Source organism: Streptomyces sp. NPDC005799 (assembly GCF_040630525.1).
GTDB lineage: Bacteria > Actinomycetota > Actinomycetes > Streptomycetales > Streptomycetaceae > Streptomyces > Streptomyces griseorubiginosus_B.
The window spans coordinates 104,577-119,892 of record NZ_JBEXXQ010000024.1; the positions used below are offsets into that span (position 1 = coordinate 104,577).

General features: G+C 72.2%; 14 protein-coding genes. 6 read left to right on the top strand and 8 right to left on the bottom strand.

Features of this window, described 5'->3' with window-relative positions; all coding sequences use genetic code 11:
- Positions 1 to 131: 131 nt before the first annotated feature.
- Positions 132 to 1,358 (top strand): RICIN domain-containing protein, encoded by a 1,227-nt coding sequence (locus ABZ453_RS24010; protein ID WP_359017482.1) that lies wholly within the window; start codon positions 132 to 134, stop codon positions 1,356 to 1,358.
- Positions 1,359 to 1,367: 9 nt separating this feature from the next.
- Here ABZ453_RS24010 and ABZ453_RS24015 read toward each other — a convergent pair whose 3' ends face one another.
- From ABZ453_RS24015 to ABZ453_RS24025, 3 genes are read right to left on the bottom strand one after another with little or no spacing between them, the layout of a single operon-like run.
- Positions 1,368 to 1,613: a hypothetical protein gene (locus ABZ453_RS24015; RefSeq protein WP_359017484.1), complete on the bottom strand. Its 246-nt coding sequence runs from the start codon at positions 1,611 to 1,613 to the stop codon at positions 1,368 to 1,370.
- 37 nt (positions 1,614 to 1,650) lie between these two features.
- Positions 1,651 to 2,673: a DNA topoisomerase IB gene (locus tag ABZ453_RS24020; protein WP_359017486.1), complete on the bottom strand. Its 1,023-nt coding sequence runs from the start codon at positions 2,671 to 2,673 to the stop codon at positions 1,651 to 1,653.
- A gap of 10 nt (positions 2,674 to 2,683) precedes the next feature.
- On the bottom strand, positions 2,684 to 3,487 hold the full coding sequence (locus ABZ453_RS24025; protein WP_359017487.1) for an SDR family oxidoreductase: 804 nt from the start codon (positions 3,485 to 3,487) through the stop codon (positions 2,684 to 2,686).
- Between the two features lie 100 nt (positions 3,488 to 3,587).
- Here ABZ453_RS24025 and ABZ453_RS24030 point away from each other — a divergent pair, with 100 nt between their 5' ends.
- From ABZ453_RS24030 to ABZ453_RS24045, 4 genes are all read left to right on the top strand, one after another.
- Entirely contained in the window at positions 3,588 to 4,628 is a 1,041-nt protein-coding gene (locus ABZ453_RS24030) for a PHP domain-containing protein (RefSeq protein ID WP_359017489.1), read from the top strand.
- 37 nt (positions 4,629 to 4,665) lie between these two features.
- Positions 4,666 to 5,322, top strand: a complete 657-nt coding sequence (locus ABZ453_RS24035; protein ID WP_359017491.1) for an HAD family hydrolase — start codon at positions 4,666 to 4,668, stop codon at positions 5,320 to 5,322.
- 61 nt (positions 5,323 to 5,383) lie between these two features.
- Positions 5,384 to 6,547: an FUSC family protein gene (locus tag ABZ453_RS24040; protein WP_359017493.1), complete on the top strand. Its 1,164-nt coding sequence runs from the start codon at positions 5,384 to 5,386 to the stop codon at positions 6,545 to 6,547.
- A gap of 285 nt (positions 6,548 to 6,832) precedes the next feature.
- Positions 6,833 to 7,798 carry an SDR family NAD(P)-dependent oxidoreductase gene (locus ABZ453_RS24045; RefSeq protein WP_359017495.1) on the top strand — a complete coding sequence of 322 codons (966 nt, stop codon included), beginning with the start codon at positions 6,833 to 6,835 and terminating at the stop codon, positions 7,796 to 7,798.
- Positions 7,799 to 7,826: 28 nt separating this feature from the next.
- Here ABZ453_RS24045 and ABZ453_RS24050 read toward each other — a convergent pair whose 3' ends face one another.
- Positions 7,827 to 8,657 (bottom strand): alpha/beta hydrolase, encoded by an 831-nt coding sequence (locus ABZ453_RS24050; RefSeq protein ID WP_359017497.1) that lies wholly within the window; start codon positions 8,655 to 8,657, stop codon positions 7,827 to 7,829.
- 139 nt (positions 8,658 to 8,796) lie between these two features.
- Between ABZ453_RS24050 and ABZ453_RS24055 the strand changes: the two genes are divergently transcribed.
- On the top strand, positions 8,797 to 9,825 hold the full coding sequence (locus ABZ453_RS24055; protein WP_359017499.1) for an SDR family oxidoreductase: 1,029 nt from the start codon (positions 8,797 to 8,799) through the stop codon (positions 9,823 to 9,825).
- Between the two features lie 29 nt (positions 9,826 to 9,854).
- Here the strand turns inward: ABZ453_RS24055 and nrfD are convergent, their stop codons facing one another.
- The 4 genes from nrfD to ABZ453_RS24075 are packed head-to-tail and all read right to left on the bottom strand — an operon-like array spanning position 9,855 to position 15,153.
- Positions 9,855 to 10,826 carry an NrfD/PsrC family molybdoenzyme membrane anchor subunit gene (gene nrfD, locus ABZ453_RS24060; RefSeq protein WP_359017501.1) on the bottom strand — a complete coding sequence of 324 codons (972 nt, stop codon included), beginning with the start codon at positions 10,824 to 10,826 and terminating at the stop codon, positions 9,855 to 9,857.
- Complete coding sequence (locus ABZ453_RS24065) at positions 10,823 to 11,665, bottom strand: 4Fe-4S dicluster domain-containing protein (protein WP_359017503.1); 843 nt, start codon at positions 11,663 to 11,665, stop codon at positions 10,823 to 10,825. Before ABZ453_RS24065 ends, nrfD begins: the two co-directional genes overlap by 4 nt.
- On the bottom strand, positions 11,662 to 14,907 hold the full coding sequence (fdh, locus tag ABZ453_RS24070; RefSeq protein ID WP_359017505.1) for a formate dehydrogenase: 3,246 nt from the start codon (positions 14,905 to 14,907) through the stop codon (positions 11,662 to 11,664). Before fdh ends, ABZ453_RS24065 begins: the two co-directional genes overlap by 4 nt.
- 18 nt (positions 14,908 to 14,925) lie before the next feature.
- The gene (locus ABZ453_RS24075) at positions 14,926 to 15,153 is read right to left on the bottom strand and encodes a hypothetical protein (protein ID WP_359017507.1); all 228 of its coding nucleotides are present in this window, start codon (positions 15,151 to 15,153) and stop codon (positions 14,926 to 14,928) included.
- Positions 15,154 to 15,316 lie beyond the last annotated feature (163 nt).

A 15,316-nucleotide genomic window follows, 5' to 3' on the forward strand; every position in this document is an offset into this window, starting at 1 on the left:
AAAAATTCGTTTTTCTAACATTTTTTTCCACCTACAATAAAACACAAAAAAAAAACCCCGGCCGCACCACACCCCCCCCCCGCGGGCCCGCGCCCCGCGGCCCCCCCCCCCGCCGCATGGAAGGAAGTGCCGTGGCCTCCCCACGACTGCTGCGCAGATGTCTGTTCGCCGCCCTGTCCGCCGTGCTGGTCGCGTCCGCCGCGACCGGTGCGGCGCACGCGGACCCGCCCGAGGCCGCCGCCGCGGTGGCCTTTTCCGACACGTTCGACGGGCCCGCCGGTGCCGCCGTCGACCCCTCCAAGTGGCAGACCGAGACCGGCGACAACGTCAACAACCATGAGCGGCAGTACTACACGCCCGGCACCCGCAACGCCGCCCTGGACGGCCAGGGCCATCTGGTGATCACCGCCCGGCGCGAGAACCCGGCCAACTACCAGTGCTGGTACGGCACCTGCCAGTACACCTCGGCCCGGCTCAACACCTCCGGCAGGTTCACCGCCCAGTACGGGCACGTCGAGGCACGGATGAAGATCCCGCGCGGGCAGGGCATGTGGCCCGCGTTCTGGATGCTGGGCACGCCGGTGAACTGGCCGGACTCGGGCGAGATCGACGTCATGGAGAACGTCGGCTTCGAGCCCTCCACCGTGCACGGCACCATCCACGGGCCCGGCTACTCCGGCTCGGGCGGTATCGGCGCCGCCTACTCCCTGCCGGGCGGCCAGGCCTTCGCAGACGCCTTCCACACCTTCGCCGTCGACTGGGCACCGGACTCGATCACCTGGTCCGTGGACGGCACCGTCTACCAGCGGCGCACCCCCGCCGATCTCGGCGGCAGGACCTGGGTGTTCAACAAGCCGTTCTTCCTGATCCTGAACCTGGCCGTGGGCGGCTACTGGCCGGGCGACCCGGACGGCTCGACCTCCTTCCCGCAGGCGCTGGTCGTCGACTCGGTGTCCGTCACGACCGGCGACACCCCCACGGGGACGGCGATCAGGGGCCTGGCCGACAAGTGCGTGGACGTCGCCGGCGCGAACCCCGCCAACGGCACGCCCGTTCAGCTCTACGACTGCAACGGCACCGCCGCGCAGCAGTGGACCGTCGGCTCCGACGGCACCGTCCGCGCGCTCGGCAAGTGCCTGGACATCACCGGCAACGGCACCGCGGACGGCTCGACCGTCCAGCTGTGGGACTGCACCGGCGGCCCCAACCAGAAGTGGACCGTCACCGGGGCGCACGACATCGTCAACCCGCAGGCGAACAAGTGCCTGGACGTCACCGGCAACGACGCGGCCAACGGCACCCGGCTGCAGATCTGGACGTGCACGGGCGGCGCCAACCAGAAGTGGACGGTCGGCTGAGCCGTCGGCTCAGTGCTTCGTCCAGGTGTACTTGTCGCCTCCCACCCAGCGGATCAGGTCCGGGTCGTCGAGGTCGTGGATGGGGATGCCGTACGAGGCGGCGGCCTCCAGTACGTCGGTGACGGCCCGGGCCTCGCCGATGACCTGACCGTCGATCTCCACGATCCGGAAGGGGGCCTCGCCCGGCCTGCCCGGGCACACCCCGAGCACCAGAACCCGTGGATGGGCGATATGCGGAACTCCTTGTTCGGTCATGCCATAGAGCGTAGAACGCGAGACGGACGGTGACCCGTCAACGCCCGCTCTCCAGCAGATCCAGCACCGGCCGCTCGACGGCGCCTTGCGTGGCCGGACGGCCGAAGTCGCCGTGCTCGCCCAGCCGGGTGAGCGCGTCGGCGATCGTGACGTCCCGCTCGAACAGCTCGAGCACCTTCGGGTCGATGTAGGAGGCCCGGCACACGGCAGGCGTGTTGCCCAGGTAGTGGCTGACCTCGCGGACCGCGCGGGCGATCTGCCGGCGCCGGGCCGCGGGGGTGGCACGAGCCTGCGCGGTGGGGACGGACAGCGCGACGGCGGCGAGGACCGTGGCGTGCCAGGTGCGGAAGTCCTTCGCGGTGATCTCCGTCCCGGACAGCCGCCTCAGCGCCTCGTTCAGGTCGTCGCCGTGCAGATCGTGCCAGGCGCCCCGGTCCCGGTACACGAACAGCCGCTCCGCACGACGCCGGCGACGCGCCAGGGACCGTACGACGGCGTGCGCCTGTTCGTCGACGAGGGCCCGTACGAGCTCGACGCCCCCCTTGGCCGGGTAACCGAACTCGATCTCACCACGGCGGCAGGTGACATGCTCGCGCAGCATCGTCGTCAGGCCGTAGGTCTCACTCTGCCTGGTGTGCCGGTCGCTGCCGATGCGGAAGAAGCCCAGGTCCAGCAGACGCACGGCGCAGGCGGTGACCCGGGCCCGGCTCAGTCCGCGTCCGGCGAGGTCGATCGCCACCTTGGCGCGCAGTTCGGGCAGGGTACGGGCGACCTCGCGGACGTGTTCGTGCTTGGCCTGCTCCTGCCGCGCGCGGAACGCCTCGTGGTAGAGGTACTGGCGGCGTCCGGCGTCGTCGGTGCCGACGGCCTGCAGATGCCCGTTGGGCCAGGGGCAGATCCACACGTCCCGCCAGGCCGGCGGGATGACCAGGCCGCGGATGCGGTCGAGATGGGCGGGGTCCTTCAGGGGCGCGCCGGTCTCGTCCCGGTAACGGAAGCCGCGCCCGCAGCGGACGCGGCTGAAGCCGGGACGGTCGCAGTGGCTGGTGCGCAGTCTCACGGCCGCCCGCTCAGGGTCGCCGCCAGTCGTCACTGCCGAGATGCGAACCCGCCTGCGGCCCCATCCGCAGCATGCCGCCGTCCACGCTCCAGGACGCGCCGGTGACATACCCGGCGTCGGGCCCGGCCAGGAAGGCGATCACCGCGGCCACCTCGCGGGCGTCACCGGGCCGGCCGAGCGGAATGCCCGGACGGGGCTCGGTGCGCACGTCGCCGTCCTCCTGGCCGGTCATCGGCGTGGCGATCTCACCCGGCGCGACGGCGTTGACGGTGATGCCGTACTCGGCGAGCTCCAGGGCCATCACCTGGGTGAGCAGTCCCAGACCGCCCTTGGCCGCGCAGTACGGGGCCGCGCCGACCCTCGGCTGATGCTCGTGGACGGAGGTGACATTGACGATGCGGCCGCCGTCGCCCTGCCGGATCATGTGCCGAGCCGCCCGCTGCCCGCACAGGAACGGGCCGACCAGATCGACGTCGAGGACCTCGCGCACGGTGTCGAGGTCCAGATCGAGGAACGGGGTCATGGTGCCCGTACCGGAGTTGTTGACCAGGACGTCGAGGCGGCCGAGCCGTTCGCACAGCTCGTCGACCGTGTCGGCGGCCTCGGGCAGGCCGGTCAGGTCCAGGTGGGCCACCTCGGCCCGCCGCCGGTGGGCGCGCACCTCGTCGGCGGTCTCCTCGGCGCCCTTGCGGTCGGTGTTCCAGGTGATGCCGATGTCCATGCCCGCCTCGGCCAGCCGGACGGCCGTGGCGCGGCCGATCCCCGAGTCGGAGCCGGTGACCACTGCCACCTTGCCGGAAGCTGATGGGGACATCGCCGACCTCCTGATCGTCGCTGCGGGTGGGGCATCGCAGTACCCCGGGTGAGCGGGCACAAACCGTGCGAGATCCGTGCGGCCGGGGAACCCTGGAGCCATGGATCCCGTCGAGGCACTGGACCGGATCGCCTTCCTGCTGGAGCGGTCCCTGGCGCCGACCTACCGTGTCCGCGCCTTCCGTACGGCCTCCCGCGTGCTGGCGAAGCTGCCCGCGGACGAGGTGCGCGACCGGGCCGCCGCCGGGTCGCTGGAGTCGCTGAAGGGGGTCGGCCCGAAGACGGCCCAGGTCGTCCAGGAGGCACTGGCCGGGCAGGTGCCCGGCTATCTGCGCAAACTGGAGGACGAGGCCGGGGCGGCGGACGAGGACCGGGCGGGCGCGGAGCTGCGGGCGCGGCTGCGCGGGGACTGCCATCTGCATTCGGACTGGTCGGACGGCGGCAGCCCGATAGAGGAGATGGGACGGGCCGCCGCGGCGCTCGGGCACGAGTGGGCTGCCCTGACCGACCATTCGCCGCGGCTGACGGTGGCGCGCGGGCTGTCGCCGGAACGGCTGAGGGAGCAACTGGACGTGGTGGCACGGCTGAACGAGACCTGGGCGCCGTTCCGGCTGCTGACCGGCATCGAATGCGACATCCTCGAGGACGGCTCCCTGGACCAGGAACCCGAACTGCTCGAACGGCTGGACGTGGTCGTGGTCTCGGTGCACTCCAAGCTGCGCATGGACGCCCGCTCGATGACCCGGCGCATGGTGGCCGCCGTCCGCGACGAGCACTCCGACGTGCTCGGGCACTGCACCGGCAGGCTGGTGACCGGGCGGGGGCGGCCCGAGTCGGAGTTCGACGCGGACGAGGTGTTCGCCGCGTGCGCCGAGACGGGCACCGCCGTGGAGATCAACAGCCGGCCCGAGCGGCTGGACCCGCCTCGGCGGCTGCTGCGCCGCGCGGTTCAGGCGGGCGTGCTCTTCTCGATCGACACCGACGCGCACGCGCCCGGCCAGCTGGACTGGCAGATCCTCGGCTGCGCCCGCGCCGAGGAGTGCGGGGTGCCGGCCGAGCGGGTGGTGAACACCTGGGCGCTCGACGACCTGCTCGCCTGGACCCGCAGGCGGCGCACGCCGACGGGCGTGACGGGCCCGTGACGTGGTACTCGAGCGGAGAGCGAGCAAGGGAGAGCGCATGGAACGGGCGGCCGTGTTCGACGTCGACGGAACCCTCGTGGACACCAACCACCTGCACGTGGCGACCTGGTGGGAGGCGTTCCGGCAGGCGGGCCACCAGGTGCCCATGCATGCCATCCACCGGTCCGTCGGCCTGCCCTCGGAGGATCTGATCGCCCGGGTGCTGGGCGAGGAGCGGGACAAGGACCACGACGGCGAGCTGAGCGCCGCGCACAAGACGCTGTACGCGCAGTACTTCGAGCGGCTGCCCGCGCTGGAGGACGCCGGCCGGCTGCTGCGACGGCTCGATCACGACGGTTGGCGGGTCGTGCTGGCCACCTCCGCGAGCGGCCCGGAACTGTCCGCGCTGCGGCGCGCGCTCTCCGCCGACGAGCCGATCCACGCGACGGCCAGCGCCGACGACGTCGAGGAGGGCAAGCCGGCCCCCGAGCCCGTCGAACACGCCCTGGAGCTCGTCGGGGTGCCCGCCGAACGGGCGGTCTTCGTCGGCGACACCGTGTGGGACATGCGCGCGGCCACCCGGGCCGGCGTGCGCTGCGTCGGCGTGCTGTGCGGCGGAATCCCGCGCGCCGACCTGGAGGAGGCGGGCGCCGAGGCCGTGTACGACGATCCCGCGCACCTCCTGGCCGACCTGGACGGCAGCCCGCTGGCCTGAGTACGGCACGTCACTGTGCCCGGCCTGCTGTGGTCCGCCGGTCTTCGGTTACCCGCACCGGATGTTGCGAGTGAGTGAAGCGATACGACGATCAGTACAGGGCGCGCAGTGGACCGGCGTCGGACGGAACGTGCGGGCGGCCTGGCGCTCGCCGGGCCGGGAGCGGGATCTGGTCGTGCAGTCGCTGAAGGCCGCGGGGGCGGCGGTGCTGGCGTGGTTCGTGGCGAGCGACGGCATGGGCGACCCGATGGCCCTGATGGCTCCCTGGGCGGCGGTGGTCCTGGTGCAGGCCACCGTGTTCAGCTCCCTGCGGCGCGGGGCCCAGCAGCTCGCGGCGATCTGCACCGGCACGGTGTGCGCCTCACTCGCCCACGCCGTCATCGGGAACACGCTGGGCGCGCTGGCGCTGTGTCTGCCGGTGCTCATGCTGATGTCCAACTGGTCCCGCTTCGGCGACCAGGGGATCTACGGCGCCACCACCGCGCTGTTCACGCTCGCCGCCGGCAGCGTCACCGCGGCCACGGTCGGGCATCGGGTGGGGCAGGCGGCGCTGGGCGCGGTGATCGGGATCGCCGTCAACGCGCTGGTGCTGCCGCCGATCCATCTCCGGGACGTACGGGAGAACCTCGCCGCCCTCGCCGAGGAGGCGGGGGACGTGCTGCGGACGATCGCCGACGACATGCGGCACGAGCGCCGGGACACGGCGACCGTGTGCGGCTGGGAGCACGGCGCCGCCCGGCTCGAACGCCGGCTGGAGGCGGTGCGCTCGGCCCGCCGCTGGAGCCGGGAGAGCGTGCGCCTGACCAGCAGGCCGCTGCGCAGACTGCGCCGGCTGCCCTCGGACATACCGCCCGTCAGCGAGGACGAGCGCTGGAGCCGGATCACCGGACACGTGGCGACACTCACTCGCACCCTCGCGGTCGCCGCCGAGGACGAACGGACGCCCACGGCGCCCGACGCCCCGGTGCTGCACACCTACGGGCGGCTGCTGGAGCTGATCGCGCGGGCCTGCCACGCACAGGGGCGCCGACTCCTCGACGGGCCCGGAGAGGAGGAAGTGGACGAGCGGGTCGAGGACACCCGGCGGGAGCTGCACCGGCGGCTGCAGGAGGGGCTGCGGGCGCAGGCCCGATACGGGGCGGACCGCACGACGGTCCTCGGGTCGCTGCTGCTGCAGGCGGAGAACCTGTGGGCGGACACCGTTCCGGCCACCGCGCGCGGGTGACTCAGATCACCGTGAAAGGATCCCAACGGCGGAACACCACACGGTAGTTCGCCGTTGAACAAGCCGTGGGTGCGGATGGGACAGTGTCCCCGGGCCTCACCATTCGCCCACAGGGACGATCGTTCGGCTGAAGCCCTGTGGAGCCCTTCGCCGAGAGGCGACCGCCATCCGTGCCCACCCTTCGACGGCCCCGACCGAGATTCCCCCGTCCGGTCGGGGCCCTTCCGCATCCGGCCCCGGTCCCGGCTTGACTTCGAGCGCACTTCACTTCGTAGCGTTCACGGCATGACCACTGCACAGCACAAGATCGGATCCGGATTCGGCGCGACCAGCACCGCGGACGACGTCCTGCGGGGCGTCGATCTCACGGGGAAGCTCGCGCTGGTCACCGGCGGCTACTCGGGCCTCGGCCTGGAGACGACCCGGGCCCTGACCGGGGCGGGCGCCCATGTCGTCGTCCCGGCACGGCGCCGGGCCACCGCCGAGGAGGCGCTGGCCGGGATGACCGGCGTCGAGGTGGACGAGCTGGACCTCGGGGACCTGGAGAGCGTGCGTTCCTTCGCCGACCGGTTCCTGGCCTCCGGACGGACCGTCGACATCGTGATCAACAGCGCCGGGATCATGGCGTGCCCGGAGACACGGGTGGGTCCGGGCTGGGAGGCGCAGTTCGCCACCAACCACCTCGGTCACTTCGCCCTCGTCAACCGGCTGTGGCCGGCGATCGCGGCGGGCGGCGCCCGCGTCGTCTCCGTCTCCTCCCGCGCCCACCACTTCTCCGGCATGCGCTGGGACGACGTGCAGTGGACGAGTGGCTACGACAAGTGGGAGGCCTACGGCCAGGCCAAGACCGCGAACGTCCTCTTCGCCGTCCACCTCGACCGGCTGGCCCGTGACGCCGGTGTCCGCGCCTTCTCCCTGCACCCCGGCGGCATCCTCACGCCCCTCCAACGGCACATCCCCAAGGAGGAGATGATCGAACGCGGCTGGATCGACGCGGACGGCAACATCCTCAACCCGCAGGGCTTCAAGACCCCGGAACAGGGCGCCGCCACCCAGGTGTGGGCGGCGACCTCCCCCCAACTGGACGGCCTGGGCGGCGTCTACCTGGAGGACTGCGAGATCGCCGAGATCGCCCCGCCGGACGAGTCGACCACAACGGGCGTCCAGCAGTGGGCCGTCGACCCGGCCCAGGCATCCCGCCTGTGGGACCTGTCGGCACAACTGACGGGCGTGAACGCCTTCGCCGCGTAGGGGAAGGAGCGGCGCCCGGGGGGCGGACTCAGTCCGTCATGAACTGCCTCAGATCCGCGGTGAGTTGCTCGGCGTGGGTGGCGAAGAGGCCGTGGCCGGCGTTCTCGTAGACCTTGAGGGTGGCCTCGGGCAGGAGGCGGGCGGCCCGGTGGGCTGTCGTCTCCAGGGGGGCCGAGGTGTCGTGGGTGCCGTGGATCACCAGGGCCGGCAGGTCGAGCTTGGGGAGTTCGGCGGTGACGTCGACGACGGCGATCAGCGCCTGGACCGCGGCCGTGGAGCGAGGCGTGGAGATCAGGGCGCGGTCGACGATGTGGTCCCGGTACGCCGGGGACACGTCGTTGCCGGGGCGGTCGACGGCGAAGAAGGCGTCGACGCCGTCACGGAAGAACGCCGCCCGGTCGCGCCGGCAGACCTCGTTCGCGGCCCGCACCACGTCCTGGTCCACGCCGTCCGGGTTGTCGGCGGTGCGCACCACGCCCGGCGCGATCCCGGCGACGAAGACGACCCGGGCCACCCGCTCCGTGCCGTGCCGGGTGAGGCAGCGGGTGATCTCGACGCTGCCCATCGAGTGACCGATCAGGGTCGCCTCCCGCAGGTCCAGGTGGTCCAGAAGCCCGTGCAGGTCGTCGGCGAGGGTGTCGAGATCGAACCCGCCCCACACGTCGTCGGAGCGGCCGTGCCCCCGACGGTCCAGGCCCACGCAGCGCTGGCCTTCCTCGGCGAGCCGGGGCAGCTGGAACTCCCACATCTCCGAGCCCAGGTAAGCGCTGTTGACGAAGACGGCCACCGGTCCGTCGGCCGGTCCGTAGTCGACGTAGTGCAGCCGCGTACCGTCGGCGGGGCTGGCGAAGTACGGCATGGGACGTCCTCCTGGGATCCGGTGCGGTGGGTACGTCCCTCATGCTTCCGCGCGGCACCGAGCGGGTCGATTACCTCCGACGTCATGAACCCCGCACCGGCCGGGTACTCGGTCCCTCCCCCCTGGAAGGGAGTCGATCGTGAGCGGCACGACGGGCAGCAGGATCGTGGTCACGGGCGCCACCGGCAACGTCGGTACCAGCGTGGTGCGCGCCCTGGCCGAGGAATCGGACGTCGGCTCCGTGCTGGGGCTGGCCCGGCGGATACCCGAGTGGTCCCCGCCCCGGACGGACTGGTCCCCGGTCGACCTGGCGTCGGAGCGCACGGATCTGGCCAAGGTGTTCGCGGACGCCGACGCGGTGGTGCATCTGGCCTGGGCCTTCCAGCCCACGCACGATCCGGCGGTGACGTGGCGCACCAATGTCCTCGGCAGTATCCGGGTGTTCGAGGCGGTGGCGAGGGCGGGGGTGCCGACCTTGGTGCACGCCTCGTCGGTCGGGGCGTACTCGCCGGGGCCGAAAGGACGCGCGGTCGACGAGTCCTGGCCGACGCACGGGTGGCCGGACGCGGCGTACTGCCGGGAGAAGGCGTATCTGGAGCGCGCCCTGGACACCTTCGAGCGGGAGCATCCCGAGGTGCGGGTGGTGCGGATGCGGCCGGCGTTCCTGTTCAAACGGGAGTCGGCGAGCGAGCAGCGCCGGATCTTCGGCGGACGGTTCGTGCCGGGGCCGCTGGCGCGTCCGGAGATGCTGCCGTTCCTCCCGGACATCCCGGGACTGCGGGTGCAGGCACTGCACACCGACGACGCGGCCAGGGCGTACGTCCTGGCGCTCGCCGAAGAGGTCCGCGGCGCCTTCAACCTGGCCGCGGAACCGCCGGTCGACGCGGAGATGCTGGGCGAGATGCTGGGCACGCGCCAGGTGCGGCTCCCCCGCGCCGCGGCCCGCAGGGCGATCGCCGCCGCCTGGGGACTGCACCTGCTGCCCGCCTCGCCCCACCTCTTCGACGCGGTCCTGCGGCTGCCCCTGATGGACTGCACCCGCGCCCGCACGGAGCTGGGCTGGCAGCCCGAGCACACGGCGACGGAGGTCCTTCAGGAGTTCCTGCACGGTCTGCAGCACGGGGCGGGAGCCGACACGGAGCCACTGCGCGGACGCAAGGTCGGATGAGGCCCAAGACCCGGGTGTGAGCCGAGGGCTCACACCCCTTCTTCTCCGACCTCTTCGTCGTCGAGCCTCTCCCTCTGGGGCACCACCGTGTACTTCGGGTCCTTCGCCGAGGCCACGCCCGCCGCGAACACGCCGAAGCGGGTGCAGGCCGAGCCGGCGAGGAGGGCGAGACCCGAGGCGATCGCCGGACCGCGGCGGCCGCCGAAGGCCACCGCGCCGAGACCGCCGGCCGCCGTCAGCACCCGGGCCGCCCGTAGCAGGTTTCCGGCCCTGCCCTCCTTCCAGGTCTCCGCGACCATCCCCAGCCGCCGCTCCCCGGCCTTCTCCACCGCCGCGTCGGCCAGCGCGGCCAGCCCCGCGGCGCAGCGCGCCGGCGCGTTCTCGCCGGTGGGACCGACCGCCAGGGCCATCCCCGCCGCCGCGGCCGTCGCGGAGGCGCCGAAGAGGTACGGCAGCTCACGGTGGGCCCCGTGCCAGGCCGGTACGGCGGTGTCCGCGGCCAGCACCCCGGTGTACGTGGCGACCGCGGGCCCCAGCAGTGCCGCGGCGCCGGTTGCCGCGCCCCCGAGCCGCGGCAGCCGGCCGGTCACGGCGCTCGCCGCCGCCGCGCCCGCCGCCGGTCCGTAGACCGACAGCAGCCAGGACCCCACGCTCATGGGCGAGGTCGGCTTGAACACCCGCAGCATGTTCGCGAACCGGCCGGGCCGGCCCAGGTCATGGATCAGCGCGGCCGCGGACAGCGAGATCGCGCCGAGCGAGGACACCTTCAGCGCCGTGGCGGTCGTCGTACGGCCGGTCAGGTGCGCACCCGCCGCGAGCACCGACCCGGCGCCCGCGAGCCCGCCCAGGAAGAAGTACCCGGCGATGTCGGGGGCGGCCCAGGACGGCGCCTTGATGACGGGACGGCCGTAGTACGACTGGAATTCCGCGCGCGGCACCATCACCTGCTCGCCCCGCCGGCGCCTGCGCCCCGAGCGCTGCGGGCGTTGCGAAACGGTCATCGTCGGCCCCTTCCCGCGAGCGCGAAGCAGGCCGCGACCCCGCCCAGCAGGGACAGGGCGGCCGCGCCCGCGTGCTTCCACATGGCCGGCAGGTCCCGGGTGGTGACGACGGGGTCCGGCGGCAGCCCGTACACCTCCGGCTGGTCCAGCAGCAGGAAGAACGCGCCGTCGCCGCCCACGCCGTTGTCGGGGTCGTCGCCGTAGAGCCGGGCCTCGGCGACGCCGGCCTCGTGCAACTGGTCGACCCGCAGCGCGGCTCGCTCGCGCAGTTCGTCCAGCGGCCCGAACTGGATGGACTCGGTGGGGCAGGCCTTGGCGCAGGCCGGTTCCTGTCCCGCGCCAAGGCGGTCGTAGCACATCGTGCACTTGAACGCCCGTCCGTCGTGCGGGCGTTGCTCGATGACGCCGTACGGACAGGCCGGCACGCAGTAGCCGCAGCCGTTGCAGATGTCCTCCTGCACGACGACCGTGCCGAACTCGGTGCGGAACAGCGAGCCGGTGGGGCACACGTCGAGGCAGGCCGCGTGGGTGCAGTGCTTGCACACGTCGGAGGACATCAGCCAGCGCAGTTCCCCCGAGTCGTCGACGGCCGTCTCCTGGGCGGTCGCCCCGCCCTCGACGACGGGGAGTTCGGTCCGGCCGTCGGGGCGCGGCTGCTCGATGAAGGCGACGTGCCGCCAGGTGGAGGCGCCGAGCGCCTGGGTGTTGTCGTAGGACATGCCGGTCAGGGACAGGCCGTCCTCGGGGATGGCGTTCCACTCCTTGCAGGCCACCTCGCAGGCCTTGCAGCCGATGCAGACGGAGGTGTCGGTGAAGAACCCGACGCGTTCCTGGCTCACTTGCGCACCTCCGTCCCGGTGGTCTCGGTGATGCCGGCCCGCCGCCGGTACTCGGCGACCAGTTTCGGCAGGTCCGGTCCGCGCGGCCGGCGGCCGGGAAGGATGTCGGCGGACAGCGCCTTGTCCTCCTGGATGTGGGCGTTGGGGTCGAGGGAGATGGAGGTCAGCTCGTTGGCCGCGTCGCCCGGGGAGACCCCGTTGGGCCCCCAGTGGAAGGGCAGCCCGATCTGGTGGACCGTGCGGCCCTGCACCCGCAGCGGGCGGATCCGCTCCGTCACCAGCACGCGCGCCTCCACGGCGTTGCGGGCGGTGACGACGGTGGCCCAGCCGCCGTTCTCCAGGCCGCGTTCGCGGGCCAGTTGGGGCGAGACCTCGCAGAAGAACTCCGGCTGCAGCTCGGACAGGTACTCGGACCAGCGGCTCATGCCGCCCGCCGTGAAGTGCTCGGTCAGCCGGTGCGTGGTGACGACGTACGGGAAGACGTCGGCGCCCTTCTCGTCGCCGCTGGGGTGGTAGCGGTTGCCCTCGCGGGGCATCAGCCGGCGCACGGGGCTGCGCGGGGTCGACGGGTACAGGGCGTTGGGGAAGGGCGAGTCCTGGGGCTCGTAGTGGGTCGGCAGCGGACCGTCCTCGAGACCCGCCGGGGTGTAGAGCCAGCCCTTGCCGTCGGCCTGCATGATGAACGGGTCGTCGCCGCGCAGCGCGTCGGGGCCTTCGGCGTCCTCGTCGGGCACGTGGTCGGGGGCCCGGTCGGGCACGAAGTCCGGGACGTCATGGCCGGTCCACTTCCCGGCCTCCGCGTCCCACCAGAGGTACTTCTTGCGTTCGCTCCACGGGGTGCCGTCGGGGGCGGCGGAGGCGCGGTTGTAGAGGATGCGCCGGTTGGCGGGCCAGGCCCAGGCCCATTCGGCGGCCACCCAGTCCTGCTCCGAGCCGGGCTTCTTGCGGGCGGCCTGGTTGACGCCGTCGGCGTAGACACCGCAGTAGATCCAGCAGCCGCAGCGGGTGGAGCCGTCGTCCTTCAGCTCGGTGTAGGCGCTGAGGGGGCCGTTGTCGGGGCCGTGGCCGCTGATCTCGGCGAGGACGGCGTCGGCGACCGGTTCCTCGAACTCGCCGGTGACCGGGTAGTCCCAGGCGAGGTCCTGGATCGGCCGGTCCATGGGGTCGGTGGAGTCGGCCAGCCGTTCCTTGACGCGGCGACCCAGGTGGTACATGAACCACAGGTCGCTGCGCGCGTCGCCCTCCGGTTCCACGGCCGCGTAGTGCCACTGCACCCAGCGGTTGGTGTTGGTGAAGGAGCCGGACTTCTCGGTGTGGGCGGCCGCCGGGAAGAAGAACACCTCGGTGCCGATGTCCTCGGTGCGCAGCTCGCCGCTCTCGATCTCGGGACCGTCCTTCCACCAGGTCGCCGACTCGATGAGGGAGAAGTCGCGTACCACCAGCCACTCCAGGTTGGCCATGCCCAGGCGCTGCAACCGCGTGTTGGCGGAGCCGACGGCCGGGTTCTCACCGAGCAGGAAGTAGCCCTTGCAGTCGCCGTCGAGCTGGGCCATCACCGTGTCGTAGGTGGAGTGGGAGCCGGTCAGGCGCGGCAGGTGGTCGAAGCAGAAGTCGTTGTCGGGGGTGGCGGCATCGCCGTAATAGGCCTTCAGCAGGCTCACGAGGTAGGCCCGCATCTCCGACCAGAAGCCCTTCACCGTGCGGGTCGTCTCGATGAAGTTGTCGAGGTTCATGTCCTGGTGCGCGTGCGGCATCGGGATGTAGCCGGGCAGCAGGTTGAACAGGGTCGGGATGTCGCTGGAACCCTGGATGGAGGCGTGGCCGCGCAGCGCCTGGATGCCGCCGCCGGGGCGGCCGATGTTGCCGAGCAGCAGCTGCAGGACGCACGCGGCCCGGATGAACTGGGAGCCGGTGGTGTGCTGGGTCCAGCCGACGGCGTAGCAGAAGGCGCTGGTGCGCTCGGGGCCGGAGTTGCGGGTCAGCTCGTCGCACACGCGCCGGAAGGTCTCGCGGGGGATGCCGCAGACGTCCTCGACCATCTCGGGGGTGTAGCGGGCGTAGTGGCGCTTGAGGACCTGGTAGACGCAGCGCGGGTGCTGAAGGGTCTCGTCGGCGGGGGCGCGGTGCCCGGTGCGGGCGCCGCCGGAGCCGTGCGCCTCGGCGCCGGCGGCCTTGCGAGTGCGATCGTCGTACTGCTCGTCGGCCTCGCCCGCGGGCTGCTGGATCTCCACGCCCTCGTACTGCCAGGTGCTGGGGTCGTAGTGGGCCTTGTCCGCGTCGAGTCCGGAGAACACGCCGTCGAGGTCCTCGGTGTCCTGGAAGTCCTCGCTGACCAGGGTGGCGGCGTTGGTGTACTTCAGGACGTACTCGCGGAAGTCCTTCTCCTCGGTCAGGACGTGGTTGATGATGCCGCCGAGGAAGGCGATGTCGGTGCCCGCGCGGATCGGGACGTAGAGGTCGGCGAGGGCGCTGGTGCGGTTGTAGCGGGGGTCGACGTCGATGATGCGGGCGCCGCGCTTCTTGGCCTCCATCACCCACTGGAAGCCGACCGGGTGGCACTCGGCGAAGTTGGAGCCCTCGATGACGATGCAGTCGGCGTGCTGCAGGTCCTGCATGAAGGTGGTGGCGCCGCCGCGGCCGAAGCTCGTGCCGAGTCCGGCGACCGTCGAGCTGTGACAGACCCGGGCCTGGTTCTCCACCTGGACCACGCCGAGGCCGGTCAGCAGCTTCTTGATGAGGTAGTTCTCCTCATTGTCCAGCGTCGCGCCGCCGAGGCTGGCGATGCCCATGGTGCGGGCGGTGCGCATCCCGTCGCGCTCCCACTCCCAGGTCTCGCGCCGGGTGCGGATCACGCGCTCGGCGACCATGTCCATCGCCGTGTCCAGGTCGAGGGTCTCCCAGTCGCCGGAGTACGGACGGCGGTACAGCACCTGGTGCTCACGGGCCGGTCCGGTGGTCAGCTGGAGCGTCGCCGAGCCCTTGGGGCACAGACGGCCGCGGCTGACCGGGGAATCGGGGTCGCCCTCGATCTGGACGACCTTCTCGTCCTTCACGTACACCTGCTGGCCGCAGCCGACCGCGCAGTACGGGCAGACGGACTGCACCACCCGGTCCGCGCGGTCGGTGCGCGGGCGCAGGCTCTCGGTGTACGGCGATTTCGCGGCGGCACCCCGGCCCGTGCGGTCGGTGCCGGTGAGCTGACGGTAGACGGGCCAGGAGCGGACCCGGTCGCCCATACCCATGATGGCTCCCTGTCGCGGTCAGGCGGAGGACTCGTCCGGCGCGGGATGTTCGGGGTGGACGGTGGCCGAGCGGGGGCCGTCCTGGCGTCCCGTGCCGGCCTCGTCGGTGTCGGGCGTCTCCGACTCGTTCTCCGCGCCGGCGGGAAGCGGGATGTCCAGGGGATCCTCGCCGTCACGCACCTGCTGGTCCGGCAGATCCCTCGGCACGGGCTCGCCGCCCCGGCCTGTGTCACGCCGATCGGCCACGGCGCACTCCCTTCACCTCGTCGGGCGAGACGCGAGTACCTCCGGCCGCGACCGGCGAAACGTGCGTATGCGCGGATGAGTGCGGTGCAGGAACCGGGCGACGGCCTCGGACCCGTGCCTGTCGGCCGGCTTCGCCGTCTCACAGAGCCTCGCCTGGCAGGTG